The organism is Haloarchaeobius sp. FL176 (genome assembly GCF_024609245.1).
Classification (GTDB): Archaea; Halobacteriota; Halobacteria; order Halobacteriales; family Natrialbaceae; genus Haloarchaeobius.
In genome coordinates this window covers 492,771-504,497 of sequence record NZ_JANJYH010000001.1, presented here as the reverse complement: position 1 = coordinate 504,497, position 11,727 = coordinate 492,771, and the positions used below count along the sequence as shown (strand labels likewise).

The window sequence follows — 11,727 nt, the reverse complement described above, 5'->3', positions numbered from 1 at the left end:
GTCGGTCAGTCGTCGGCCAGCCGGTCCTGTGCCCGCGACAGCGCCACCTCGTCGTCGTCCCTGACGTACGTGACGACCTCGCGGAGCGCCTCGACCAGCGCGTCGGCCTCCCGGGGCGGCACGTCGCCCTCGAGTGCGCGGATCCGCTTCGCCCGCTCGTCCAGCGACGCGAACACCTGCGTGGTCGGTCGGTCCGGTTCGACGTCGTTCGCGTCCAGCCAGTCTCGCAGCTCCCGGCGGTACTTCCGCACCGCGTCCGCGGCGGCGAGCCCGCGTGCCTCGCGGAGGGACTCGGGCACGTCCGCCGGTTCGGGCCGGCCCTGCGTGTCCCCCTGGAGCAATCGCAGCAGGTACCACTCCTCGTCGTCGCTCGGGTCGAACGAGCGGTTCACGAGGTCCGCGACGTGGCGCAGCTCCCCTGCCACCAGGTAGTCGTCGTCCAGCTCGCGGAGCTCGCCCGCGTCGACGAACCCGCGCTTTCGCTGGTACGTCCGGGCCGTCTCCGCGACCGACCGCAGTGCCTCGTCCTCCGGCTCGTTCTCGAACCGCTCGGGTGCCTCGGTGAGGTCGAGCTCGACGGACTGGGACGTGTGCAGCTTCCGGTCGTCGTCGACACCCACGCTGTGCATGCTCCCACACTCCGGGCACGAGACGCTCCCGGTCTCGTAGTACGACCACTGCGTCTCGCACTCCTTGCACTCGCGCTCGCCCCGGATCTCCATGTTGGTCGGGTGTTCGGTCGGTGCGGGGAAAGGTTGTCGGGTTCTGTACTCCGGAGCCGTCTCGGGGTGGCATCCACAGCACCGACGAAGGCCAGTCCATCCCGGTCGTACAGTCGGACCTGCACGACCACCACGTTCATGCCGGACGGGGCACAACGGGGAGGTACGATGTCCACGGAGACACCCGAGGATAGAGGAAGTCGCACAGAAGCGGCTGGTCGAGAAATTCTCCGACGGAACTGACACACCGACGGTCGTCCGCACGGACGACGGGCTGCGACTGGCAGTCGACGGAGAGGACTACGTTCTGACGCACGACACCGCCGCCGAGCTACGCGACCAGCTCGCCGACGCACTGACACGGACCCACGAGTTCGTCCACACGACCGGCACCCACCGGGAAGACGGCAGCTACGTCGTCGCCCGGCGCGGAGCCGACTCGGCGGGCCACAGCAAGGTGTTCGAGCGCGTCGACGCGCTGGAGCGCCTGTACGACCGCCTGCCGGACAGCTTCACCGCCGAGGACGTAGGTCGGACCGGGCTGACCGGCGGCCGACGGCACATGCTCGTCTGGCACTTCGCCGAGCATCCGGGCTTCGACTGCGAGCTGGTCTCGCGCCAGCCGCTCACGGTCGAGAAGCACGACGAGGGGGGTGAGACGAGCGCGGCCGACACCCACCTCGCGGCGCTGTCGGCGGACTGAGGCCACGGAACCGGGGTGGCTGGGCTGCCGGGGACCGCAGCCTTTTGCCCCGGGGCGTCGCAGTGGCGGCCATGCAGCCACGGCCAGCCACGTTCTCGATTGCGGCCCGCGACCCCGAGACGGACGCGGTCGGCGTCGCCGTCCAGTCGAAGTTCATCGGCGTCGGCGCGGTCGTCCCGTTCGTCAGCGCCGACGCCGGGGCCGTCGCCACGCAGAGCTTCGCGAACGTCGCCTACGGCCCGGACGGGTTGGACCTGCTGCGGGCGGGCCACTCCGCGGCCGAGGCCGTCGACGAACTGACGAGCACCGACGACGAGGCCCCGCAGCGACAGGTCGGCATCGTCGAAGCGCCCGGCGACGACGGCGGCGACCGTGCGGACAGCGTTGCCGCCTTCTCCGGCGAGGAGTGCTTCGACGTGTACGGCGACATCCAGGGCGAGCACTACACCGTCCAGGGCAACATCCTCGAGAACCGGGAGACGCTGACCGCCATGGCCGACGCCTTCGAGGCGACCGACGGCGGCCTCCCCGAGCGCATGATCGCCGCGCTCCACGCCGGCAACGAGGCGGGCGGCGACTCCCGCGGTGAGCAGTCCGCCGCGCTCTACGTCGCCAAGCCCGAGGGCGGCTACGACGGGAAGAACGACCGCTGGGTCGACGTGCGCGTCGACGACCACGAGCACCCCATCGACGAGTTAGAGCGCGTGTTCCGGCTCTACGACATCACGCTGCTCGCCCGGGAGGAGCCCGAGGACACCCGCGAGCTATCGGGCGAGACCGCCGAGGCTGTCGCCGCGACGCTGGCCGACCTCGGCTTCTACGACGGCACCACAAACGGCGAGTTCGGCGACGGCGAGCGCGAAGCGCTGGAAGACTTCCGCGGCATGAACAACTTCGAGAACCACAGCGTCGCGACCCTGGAGGACGCACTGGCGCGGGGCTGGGACGACGCCGAAGGTGAGGGCGAGGACCGCATGGTCGACGCCATCTGGCACGGACTGCAGCGATTAGAGCGGAAGTAGCGAGCGCCGGTGACGCCCCGTCAGCACTTCTCCAGCGCGATGTTGACGTTGTGGTCCCACTCGCCGGAGCCTCGGCGCACGTCGGCCACCCGCCAGTCGGTGCCGACGGTCAGCTCGCGCAGCGTCTCCGGCGTGAACAGCCGGTAGAGCCACGGCTCGCCGAGCGTGCCGTCGTACTCGAACTGGAGCACGCGGTAGGCCCTGCCGGGGGTCGCGTCCTCGTAGAAGTCGAGCATCTCCCGGGTGCGCTCGTGTTCGGGGTCGAAGCAGTCGAGGACCGCCGTCGCGTTGGGTGTCGTGACGTACGCGAGGTCCGCGAGGAACTCCGTGACGCCGGCCTCGGAGCGAGCGAGGCTCAGCTGGGTACCGACGGCGAGTGCGGACCGGAAGCGGTCCCGTTCGAACGACTCGCGGAGGGCGAACATGTCGCCGAGGCGGGCGTCCGCGACGCCGCGGTCGCGCATCACCGCCACGAGCGGCTCGCTGTTGTCGATGGCGACGGTCTCGAACTGCTCCTGGAAGTAGAGCGCGTGGCGGCCGCCGCCTGCGCCCATGTCGAGCAAGGGGCCGTCGAGCCAGGACTCGAACCAGTCGCCGGCCTCGCCGTCCGGTTCCCACTCGTCGAGGTAGACCGCCGCCACCGCGGCCTCGTGGGTCTCCTCGCCGTTGCGGTACAGGAGCGGTCCCGCCAGCTCGTCGAAGTGGCAGTCGTGGATGGCCTGGGCGAACGGGTCCGTCATCGTGGGACGACGGTGCGGCGGGCGAGTGAAAAAGGGACCGCAGCCACGTGAGCGGTTCCCACTGCCGGCGGGGGTTCGCTAACGACACGCTTTTTGCCGTCACGGGGCCACCAGAGGATAATGAGCACCGAGACGGACCCGACGAACTCGGACGCGTTCGAGGCGGTCTGCGAGAGCCTCGTCGAGGGCATCCTCGCGGGCGACATCGAACGCGACGACGTCGAGTCCGCGAAGCTCGCGGCCTGCTCCGAGCACAGCGCACCGAAGGTGCCGAAGAACTCGGAGATACTCGACTACGCGCCCCCGGACCGCCGCGGGGAGCTGGAGGCCGTCCTCCGGCGCAAGCCCGTCAGAACGGCGTCGGGCGTCTCGCCTGTCGCCATCATGACCTCGCCGCACATGTGCCCGCACGGGAAGTGCCTCTACTGTCCGGGCGGCCCGGCCAGCGAGTTCGACTCCTCGCAGAGCTACACCGGCCACGAGCCGGCGGCGGCCCGGGGCGAGCAGAACGACTACGACCCGTACGGGCAGGTGACCCTGCGGCTCGAACAGCTCCGCGAGATCGGCCACCCCGTCGACAAGGCCGAACTCATCCTGATGGGCGGGACGATGACCGCCCGGAGCCACGACTACCAGGAGTGGTTCGTCAAGCGCGCGCTGGAGGCGATGAACGACTTCGACGTGGACAAAGAGCCCGAACCGGCGGAGGGCGAGAGCTTCGCGCAGGACCCCGACGAGTACGAGTTCCGGTATCTGGAGGACGTCATCGCGGAGAACGAGACGGCGGACGTGCGCAACATCGGGACGACGTTCGAGACGAAGCCGGACTGGTGCGACCCCGAGCAGATCGACCGGATGCTCGACCTCGGCGGGACGAAGGTCGAGGTCGGGGTGCAGACCACCTTCGAGCGAATCAACCGCGAGATGCACCGCGGCCACGGCGTGCAGGCGAGCGTCGACGCGAACCGGCGGCTGCGGGACGCGGCGTTCAAGGTCGGCTTCCACATGATGCCCGGCCAGCCCGGCATGTCGCAGGCGATGTGCCTGGAGGACTTCCGGCGCATCTTCGAGGAGGAGCAGTGGAAGCCCGACTACCTGAAGATCTACCCGACGTTGGTGGTCCGTGGCACGCGGGTCTACGACTCGTGGTACCGCGACGAGTACGACCCGCTCACGAACGAGGAGGCCGCGGAACTGGTCGCCGAGGCCCTGTCGATGGTGCCGAAGTACACCCGCGTCCAGCGTGTCCAGCGGGACATCCCCGCCGACTTCATCGACGCGGGCGTCTGGAAGTCGAACCTGCGCCAGCTCGCCTGGCAGAAGATGGACGAGCACGGCTGGGACTGCCACTGCATCCGCTGTCGCGAGGCCGGCATGAACGACGAGGAGCCGACGGACGTCTCCCTCGACACCATCACCTACCAGGCCGGGGGCGGGACGGAGCACTTCATCAGCTTTGAGGACAGGGAGCAGGAGCTGCTCGTCGGGTTCTGTCGGCTCCGGTTCCCGAACGACCCGGTTCGCCGCGAGCTCGAAGACGCCGCGCTCGTCCGCGAGCTCCACGTCTACGGGGACCAGGTCGCCGTCGGGCAGTCGGGCGAGGAGGGCGACCAGCAACACCGCGGCTACGGCCGGCGGCTGCTCGCCGAGGCCGAACGCCGCGCCCGCGAAGCCGGCTACCGGAAGCTGTCGGTCATCTCCGGTATCGGCGTCCGGCAGTACTACCGCGAGAAGCTGGGCTACCATCAGGACGGGCCGTACGTGAGCAAGCGGCTGTAGGGGGGTCCCGACCGGTCGGTCGCCGACGAACACAAGACTTTCGTCGCGGACGCATAACGAATCAGATATGACTGCAACGCAGGACGTGTTATTCGGCCTCCTTGCACTTGTCGGCGGCACGACAATATACTACTACGCAGAGGGGCTCACCCGGTTCTCCGAGCAGCTCGACGCCATCGGGAGCAAGACGCGGATGGAGGAGGTGGAGCCGGCCGACTGGAACGTGGCGCTCACACGGTTCGCCGGTGCAGTCGTCGCGTTCGTCGGGCTCGCGCTCGTCGTGGGTGGGCTTCTCTGACCGCCACGCGCCTGGTAGCATCCGGGATTGTACGTACCGTCGGTAGTTCAGTTTCGCCAGCCACTCTACTGCCGCCGGGTGCACGACGACCAACCGCATCTGCTAAATGTCATTTTCCAGACACTTCCCAATCGTGAAAAGTGATACGTTGTTCATGGGACTCGCGATGTCGTTCCTCGGGCTGGTCGGATACAGGTACGCCTACGAAATATCGCTGTTCAGCGAGCAGATCGGCGCTATCGGGAGCAAACGCGACCCGATGGAAGTCGAACCCGCGGAGTGGCGCGTCGCGCTGGAACGCGGTCTCTCCGCGCTGCTCGGTCTCTTCGGAATCGTGTTGATGGTCGGGGCGCTGTTCGTCTGACTCGAGGGAGCTGAGACCGCCGGGTTCACTCCCTGGAGCCCAGCAGCGACAGGATCTCCTCGCGCTCGCGACACGCGGGCAGCAGCTCGCGGTCGAACACACCCGTCGCACCGTCAGACCGAGTCGGCTCCGAGCGCGACGCCGAAGCCGACGAGGACCAGCCCGCTGAGCCATCGAAGGCCGGACTGGAGCAGGGGGCGGGTCTCCAGGAGCCGTCCCGTCACTCCCGCGAAGGCGGCGACGAGGCCGAGGTAGCCCATCCCGATGGCGGCGTAGGTGACACCGAGGGCGGACATGAGCACGGTCGCGTTCGCCGACGCGGGGATGAACTGCGGGAGGAACGCGAGGAAGAAGAGCGCGACCTTCGGGTTGAGTACGTTGACGAGCACGGCGCGCCGGTACGCCTGGCCCGCGCTGTAGCCCGCCAGTTCCGGGTCGACCGCGAACTCCGCCTCGGAGACGAGCGTCCGAACGCCGAGGACGACCAGATACGCCGCGCCGACGTACTTGACGACCGTGTACGCCACCGGTGCAGTCCGGAGGAGCACCGAGAGCCCGAGCACTGCCGCGGTCGTGTGGACGAGGATACCCGTGTTCACTCCGAGTGCGGCGGCGAGGCCGACCCGGCGCCCGTCGCTGACGCCACGTGCCAGAACGAACACGGTGTCCGGACCGGGCGCGAGCACGAGCGCCACCGCGGCCGGCACGAACGCGACGAACGGGTCGACCGGAAACACGTGTCCCTCCCACGGCCCCCCGGCCTAAAGCGGTCACGCTCGGGGCGAAACCTGTCTCAGGGTCACGACGATTCGAAGAAGTCGGTGAGCTCGTCCCGCGCGACGAGCACCAGCCCGAGTGCGACGAATCCGACGGCGAGCCGGACGACGGTCGCGTGCATCGAGTCGCCGACGAGCGAGCAGTAGACGCCGTACGCGGTCAGCGAGACGACCGAGAGCGCGACGGTGGCGAGTCCGAGCAGTCGCGGTGGAACCGGCAGGAGCGAGCCGCCATCGCCGGGACCTGTCGTCGGAACGGACATATTCGTACACACCGACAGGAATCGGCGGCAAACTCCTTTCGACACCGTCACACACGAACGACAGGCCCTTACCCCAGCCACGAAAAATCGGGAGCATGGAACCGAAGCGCGAACTGACCAGCGTCGACCTCGCCGCGCTCGTCTCCGAGCTGAACGCCTACAAGGGGGCGAAGCTCGACAAGGCGTACCTCTACGGCGACGACCTGGTCAGGCTGAAGCTGCGCGACTACGACCGGGGTCGCGTCGAACTCATCCTGGAGGTCGGCGACGTGATGCGCGCCCACATCGCCGCGCCGACGCACGTCCCCGACGCACCCGGTCGGCCGCCGAACTTCGCGATGATGCTGCGGAACCGGCTGTCTGGCGCGGACTTCGAGGGCGTCGAGCAGTACGAGTTCGACCGCATCCTCGAGTTCGAGTTCTCCCGCGAGGACGGCGACACGAAGATCATCGTCGAGCTGTTCGGCCACGGCAACGTCGCTGTCTGCGACGAGACGTACGAGGTCATCGACTGTCTCGACACCGTGCGACTCAAGTCCCGCACGGTCGCACCGGGGTCGACCTACGGCTTCCCGGACTCCCGCATCAACCCGCTGACCGTGGACTACGAGGGCTTCGCACTCAAGATGGACGACTCCGACACCGACGTCGTCCGTACCCTCGCCACCCAGCTGAACTGGGGTGGGCTCTGGGCCGAGGAGCTGTGTACCCGTGCCGGCGTCGAGAAGACCCTCGACATCACCGAGGCCGGCGACGAGGAGTACGAGCAGGTGTACGAGACCGTCCAGCGCCTCGCCGAGTCGCTCTCGTCGGCCGACCTCGACCCGCGAGTGTACTACGAGGTCGCAGACGACGAGGGAGACGCGGGCGACACCCCTCGCAACGTCGTCGACGTGACGCCGATCCCACTGGAGGAGCGCGAGATGGACGACGCGCTCGCGAGCGACGCCTACGAGACGTTCAACGGCGCGGTCGACGACTACTTCTACGAGCTGGACCGGAGCGAGGACGACGAGAGCCAGCCGGTCGGCGACACCGGCCCGGACTTCCAGGAGCAGATCGAGAAACACGAACGCATCATCGAACAGCAGGAGGGCGCGATTCAGGGATTCGAGGAGCAGGCCGAGGTGGAACGCGAGAAGGCCGAACTCCTCTACGGCAACTACGGGCTCGTCGACGAGGTCATCTCGACGGTCCGGGACGCACGGGACGACGACGTGCCCTGGGCCGACATCGCCGAGACGTTCGAGGCCGGTGCGGAGCAGGGTATCGCCGAGGCCGAGGCCGTCGTCGACGTCGACGGCTCCGAGGGAACGGTGACGCTCGAACTCGACGGCACTCGCGTCGACGTCGACGTGCAAGACGGCGTCGAGAAGAACGCCGACCGGCTCTACACCGAGGCCAAGCGCATCGAGGGCAAGAAGGAGGGCGCGCTCGCCGCCATCGAGGACACCCGCGAGGACCTGGCGGAGATAGAGGCGCGCAAAGCAGCCTACGAGGAGCGCGACGAGGACGACATCGACGACGAGGACGAGGACCGCGAGGTGGACTGGCTCGCCCGCTCGTCCATCCCGGTCCGCCGCGACGAGCAGTGGTACGAGCGGTTCCGCTGGTTCCACACGAGCACGGGCTACCTCGTCATCGGTGGGCGCGACGCCGACCAGAACGAGGAGCTCGTCAAGAAGTACGTCGAGGGCGGCGACAAGGTGTTCCACACGCAGGCCCGCGGCGGCCCCGTCACCGTGCTGAAGGCGACCGACCCGAGCGAGCCCTCCCGCGAGGTCGAGTTCGACGACGAGACGCTGGAACAGGCCGCCCAGTTCGCCGTCACCTACTCCTCGGTCTGGAAGGACGGCCGCTACGCCGACGACGTCTACATGGTCGACGCCGACCAGGTGTCGAAGACGCCCGAGAGCGGCGAGTTCCTGGAGAAGGGCGGCTTCGCCATCCGGGGCGACCGAACCTACTTCCGCGACACGCCGGTCGGCTGTGCGGTCGGCATCAAGTGCGAACCGTCGACCCGGGTCATCGGCGGCCCGCCGGCGGCCATCGCGGACCCCGTCGAGACGAGTATGACGGTCGAGCCGGGCCGCTACGCCCAGGGCGACGTGGCAAAGCGCATCTACCGGGAGTTCCGCGAGCGCTTCAACGACACCTCGTTCGTCCGCAAGGTCGCAAGCCCCGACCGCATCCAGCATTTCCTGCCGCCGGGCGGGAGCCGCATCGTGGAGGAGTGATGGTGATTCGGGCCGGGATTCGGAGGGGAACGCGTGGTCGCTGAGGCGTTCCTCTACCCGTTCCGGGACGGGAGCGACCGGGCCGCCCTCGCTGCGCTGTTCGTCTGCGGGCTCCTGACCGCCATCTGCGGCCAGCTCGCCGTCGCGCTCTACCCGGCGACGCCGTGGCTCGTCCCCGCGCTCGTCGTCCCCTTCCCGCTCGTCGCCTGGGCTGGCTACTGCCGGCACGTCGTCGCGTCGACGGTCGCGGACCGGGACGCGCCGCTCCCGTCGTTCGGGAGCGTTCGGGACCGCCTGCGTGACGGACTCCTGCTCGTCGCGGTGACCGCCGTCTACCTCGCCGTCCCGGGCGCGACCCTACTCGTCACGGTCCAGGGCGCGAGCCGCATCGACCCGGCGACCATCACGATGGAGACGGGCAGCATCGTCCTCCTCGGTTCGACCATCTCGATGTTCGTCGCGCTGGCTGTCGGCTACGTCTACCCCGCCGTCGTCGCCCGACGGCTCGACCGGGAGGACGCGCCGCTGTTCCACCCCGGCGGGCTGCTGTACATCATCCAGAACCCCTCCTACCTCGTCGCGTGGGCCGCCGCGATGGTCGTCGCGTTCGTCGGCCTCGGCGTCTCCGGCCAGCTGTTCGGGGGTCGGAGCCTCGCCGGGCTGCTCGCCGGCCTCGTCACGGTGTACGCGAGCGTCGTTGCGGCGCGACTGGTCGGTATCGGCTACGTCCGAAGCTGACTATATATGAAACCAAAAATATTATTTTCCCGAATAGGGACGTGAGGATATGGCCGATGGAAATCGCCATAAATGCAGGGGCCTCTTGACCAGTATAGCGGCAGCGTCGGTGCTTCCTGCGGGGGTCAGTGCTGTTAGCGGGCGTACTCCTGAAGAAGAAGAAGAAGTTAGACGATTATTCGATGAATCTCGGGAAATTCTACATCGGACCAATAGTCATGCGACTGCTCAGGAATTTTTACAGAATAACGGATTCAATATCGCTTCCCACATGGCCGAGATAGAGGTAGAGCCCTCCACCCGTGTTGGAACGAATAGTGGGTATCAACCTAGAGATGACCTAAACCTCGGTATCGATCTGAACTACTATCCCGATACTGGGCAGTACTTTGCTACTGCAAGCTGGATGTGGGATTACGCGACTTTACATCCAGCCGACGTGGTAGCATTAACATACAAACAGAACTCAACGGTATCGCGTTAGGCTATGGTGTTCTCTCTGTCGATACTAGTGGCATCGACATGACTCAAGACACTTGGAAACGCGATAGCGATGGCAACGATCTTAAGTTATCGCAAGCTGATGCAGACACTGTTGGCTGCTGCTAACTGAGTGTGACCCATGAGTTCTATCTTGGACAATAGCAACAAGGTCATGACTCTTGGTCTTATGACCTCGCAGTCGGCTATCTTCGGGAAGCTACTATTCGAACAAAACCATCCCGCTGTTTGGGTAGTAATGTTTGTAATTGGACTACTAATCACCCTGTTCGGAGCACTGGTCCCACCAGAGCGAGCCGACGAACGGAGCGATTGAACTGCCGCGGTAGCTTCTGGATGTTCTCGGAGAACAGAAAGGCATGTAGCCCCGGACACCCGACACGACCGTATGCAGGTGAAAAGCCGGGTCCGCGTCGAGGGCGGCCGCGAGCGCATCACGCTCGTCCCCGAGAGCCTCGACGACCTCTGGCACCTCCAGTACGTCCTCGAACCCGGCGACCTCGTCGCCGGCGACACCACCCGCCGCATCCAGCGCGACGACGAGGAGCTGCGCGATACGGGCGGCGAGCGCGAGCACATGCACGTCACCATCGGCGTGGAGGAGATCGAGTTCCACAAGTTCTCGAACCGGCTGCGCGTCGCGGGCACCATCGAGGACTGCTCCCGCGAGGACCAGCTCGGGCTGCACCACACGCTCAACGTCGAGGACTACGACGAGGTCGAGGTCACGAAGGACTGGAAGCCCGACCAGCTCGACCGCCTCGACGAGGCCGAGGAGTCCGCCGACAACCCCGACGTCGTCATCGCGACGGTCGAGGAGGGCGAGGCGCACATCCACACCGTCACGCAGTACGGCACCGAGTCGCGGGGCACGTTCACCGGGACGACCGGGAAGGGCGAGTACGCCCGTGGCCGTGACGAGCTGTTCGCCGAGCTCGCCGATGCGCTCGCGCGGATGGACGCCGACGCGTTCATCCTCGCCGGGCCGGGCTTCACGAAGCAGGACGCCTACGACCACATCGAGGCCGAACACCCCGAGCTCGCGGAGAAGATGACCGTCGTGGACACCGCCTCCGTCGGCGACCGCGGGGTCCACGAGGTGCTCAAGCGCGGCGCGGTCGAGGACGTCCAGCGGGAGACGCGCATCGCGGCCGAGGCGGACGCCATCGACGAACTGACGAAGCGCATCGCGACCGGTCACGAGGCCGCCTACGGGCCCGAGCAGGTCCAGAAGGCGGCGGAGTACGGCGCCATCGACGAGCTCCTCATCCTGGACGAGAAGCTGCGCGAGGAGCGCGGCCCCGACGGCGAGTGGGACATCGACGTGAACGACCTGATTACCGACGTCGAGCGCAAGGGCGGCGAGATAACGGTGTTCTCGAGCGAGTTCGACCCGGGGCTGCAGCTCCGGAATCTGGGCGGTGTCGCGGCGCTGCTGCGGTACCGACTGGAGTAAGCGCCTACACTGTTTGGCGTCGGGTATTGGGGCGTGGCGGACCGAGCTGCGTTCGCGGCGTTCAGCCGCCGGCAGTTGCGGACTGCCGAGACGACGACCCCTGCCAACCGTCGATTCCGTCCCCTCCC

13 protein-coding genes are annotated in these 11,727 nt (G+C 67.4%); 9 read left to right on the top strand and 4 right to left on the bottom strand.

Features of this window, described 5'->3' with window-relative positions:
* Window positions 1-5: 5 nt before the first annotated feature.
* Window positions 6-722, bottom strand: coding sequence for a TFIIB-type zinc ribbon-containing protein (locus NO978_RS02530; RefSeq protein WP_257297941.1), 717 nt, complete (start codon window positions 720-722; stop codon window positions 6-8).
* A gap of 274 nt (window positions 723-996) precedes the next feature.
* Between NO978_RS02530 and NO978_RS19875 the strand changes: the two genes are divergently transcribed.
* Together NO978_RS19875 and NO978_RS02520 are read left to right on the top strand one after the other, a co-directional pair.
* Window positions 997-1,425, top strand: coding sequence for a hypothetical protein (locus NO978_RS19875; RefSeq protein WP_369684093.1), 429 nt, complete (start codon window positions 997-999; stop codon window positions 1,423-1,425).
* A gap of 71 nt (window positions 1,426-1,496) precedes the next feature.
* Complete coding sequence (locus NO978_RS02520; protein WP_257297939.1) at window positions 1,497-2,447, top strand: DUF1028 domain-containing protein; 951 nt, start codon at window positions 1,497-1,499, stop codon at window positions 2,445-2,447.
* 20 nt (window positions 2,448-2,467) lie between these two features.
* Here NO978_RS02520 and NO978_RS02515 read toward each other — a convergent pair whose 3' ends face one another.
* Entirely contained in the window at window positions 2,468-3,187 is a 720-nt protein-coding gene (locus NO978_RS02515) for a class I SAM-dependent methyltransferase (protein ID WP_257297938.1), read from the bottom strand.
* Between the two features lie 120 nt (window positions 3,188-3,307).
* Here NO978_RS02515 and NO978_RS02510 point away from each other — a divergent pair, with 120 nt between their 5' ends.
* The 3 genes from NO978_RS02510 to NO978_RS02500 all read left to right on the top strand — a co-directional run bounded on the left by NO978_RS02510 (window position 3,308) and on the right by NO978_RS02500 (window position 5,628).
* Window positions 3,308-4,966, top strand: a complete 1,659-nt coding sequence (locus tag NO978_RS02510) for a tRNA uridine(34) 5-carboxymethylaminomethyl modification radical SAM/GNAT enzyme Elp3 (protein ID WP_257297937.1) — start codon at window positions 3,308-3,310, stop codon at window positions 4,964-4,966.
* A 67-nt stretch (window positions 4,967-5,033) separates the two neighbouring features.
* Complete coding sequence (locus NO978_RS02505) at window positions 5,034-5,264, top strand: hypothetical protein (protein WP_257297936.1); 231 nt, start codon at window positions 5,034-5,036, stop codon at window positions 5,262-5,264.
* Between the two features lie 154 nt (window positions 5,265-5,418).
* Window positions 5,419-5,628 (top strand): hypothetical protein, encoded by a 210-nt coding sequence (locus NO978_RS02500; protein WP_257297935.1) that lies wholly within the window; start codon window positions 5,419-5,421, stop codon window positions 5,626-5,628.
* Between the two features lie 113 nt (window positions 5,629-5,741).
* Here NO978_RS02500 and NO978_RS02495 read toward each other — a convergent pair whose 3' ends face one another.
* Together NO978_RS02495 and NO978_RS02490 are read right to left on the bottom strand one after the other, a co-directional pair.
* Window positions 5,742-6,365 carry a LysE family translocator gene (locus NO978_RS02495; protein WP_257297934.1) on the bottom strand — a complete coding sequence of 208 codons (624 nt, stop codon included), beginning with the start codon at window positions 6,363-6,365 and terminating at the stop codon, window positions 5,742-5,744.
* 62 nt (window positions 6,366-6,427) lie between these two features.
* Window positions 6,428-6,667 carry a hypothetical protein gene (locus tag NO978_RS02490; RefSeq protein WP_257297933.1) on the bottom strand — a complete coding sequence of 80 codons (240 nt, stop codon included), beginning with the start codon at window positions 6,665-6,667 and terminating at the stop codon, window positions 6,428-6,430.
* Between the two features lie 95 nt (window positions 6,668-6,762).
* Here NO978_RS02490 and rqcH point away from each other — a divergent pair, with 95 nt between their 5' ends.
* The 4 genes from rqcH (at window position 6,763) to NO978_RS02470 (ending at window position 11,599) form a co-directional block, all read left to right on the top strand.
* On the top strand, window positions 6,763-8,904 hold the full coding sequence (gene rqcH / locus NO978_RS02485) for a ribosome rescue protein RqcH (RefSeq protein ID WP_257297932.1): 2,142 nt from the start codon (window positions 6,763-6,765) through the stop codon (window positions 8,902-8,904).
* A 33-nt stretch (window positions 8,905-8,937) separates the two neighbouring features.
* Complete coding sequence (locus NO978_RS02480) at window positions 8,938-9,642, top strand: DUF4013 domain-containing protein (RefSeq protein WP_257297931.1); 705 nt, start codon at window positions 8,938-8,940, stop codon at window positions 9,640-9,642.
* A gap of 49 nt (window positions 9,643-9,691) precedes the next feature.
* On the top strand, window positions 9,692-10,126 hold the full coding sequence (locus NO978_RS02475; protein ID WP_257297930.1) for a hypothetical protein: 435 nt from the start codon (window positions 9,692-9,694) through the stop codon (window positions 10,124-10,126).
* Between the two features lie 405 nt (window positions 10,127-10,531).
* On the top strand, window positions 10,532-11,599 hold the full coding sequence (locus NO978_RS02470; RefSeq protein ID WP_257297929.1) for an mRNA surveillance protein pelota: 1,068 nt from the start codon (window positions 10,532-10,534) through the stop codon (window positions 11,597-11,599).
* Window positions 11,600-11,727 lie beyond the last annotated feature (128 nt).

Bases quoted from the DNA above. Each gene is read 5' to 3' on its own strand.
- NO978_RS02530 (WP_257297941.1), bottom strand. From the start codon at position 722: ATGGAGATCCGGGGCGAGCGCGAGTGCAAGGAGTGCGAGACGCAGTGG.
- NO978_RS02520 (WP_257297939.1), top strand. From the start codon at position 1,497: ATGCAGCCACGGCCAGCCACGTTCTCGATTGCGGCCCGCGACCCCGAG.
- NO978_RS02515 (WP_257297938.1), bottom strand. From the start codon at position 3,187: ATGACGGACCCGTTCGCCCAGGCCATCCACGACTGCCACTTCGACGAG.
- NO978_RS02510 (WP_257297937.1), top strand. From the start codon at position 3,308: ATGAGCACCGAGACGGACCCGACGAACTCGGACGCGTTCGAGGCGGTC.
- NO978_RS02505 (WP_257297936.1), top strand. From the start codon at position 5,034: ATGACTGCAACGCAGGACGTGTTATTCGGCCTCCTTGCACTTGTCGGC.
- NO978_RS02500 (WP_257297935.1), top strand. From the start codon at position 5,419: ATGGGACTCGCGATGTCGTTCCTCGGGCTGGTCGGATACAGGTACGCC.
- NO978_RS02490 (WP_257297933.1), bottom strand. From the start codon at position 6,667: ATGTCCGTTCCGACGACAGGTCCCGGCGATGGCGGCTCGCTCCTGCCG.
- rqcH (WP_257297932.1), top strand. From the start codon at position 6,763: ATGGAACCGAAGCGCGAACTGACCAGCGTCGACCTCGCCGCGCTCGTC.
- NO978_RS02475 (WP_257297930.1), top strand. From the start codon at position 9,692: ATGGCCGATGGAAATCGCCATAAATGCAGGGGCCTCTTGACCAGTATA.
- NO978_RS02470 (WP_257297929.1), top strand. From the start codon at position 10,532: ATGCAGGTGAAAAGCCGGGTCCGCGTCGAGGGCGGCCGCGAGCGCATC.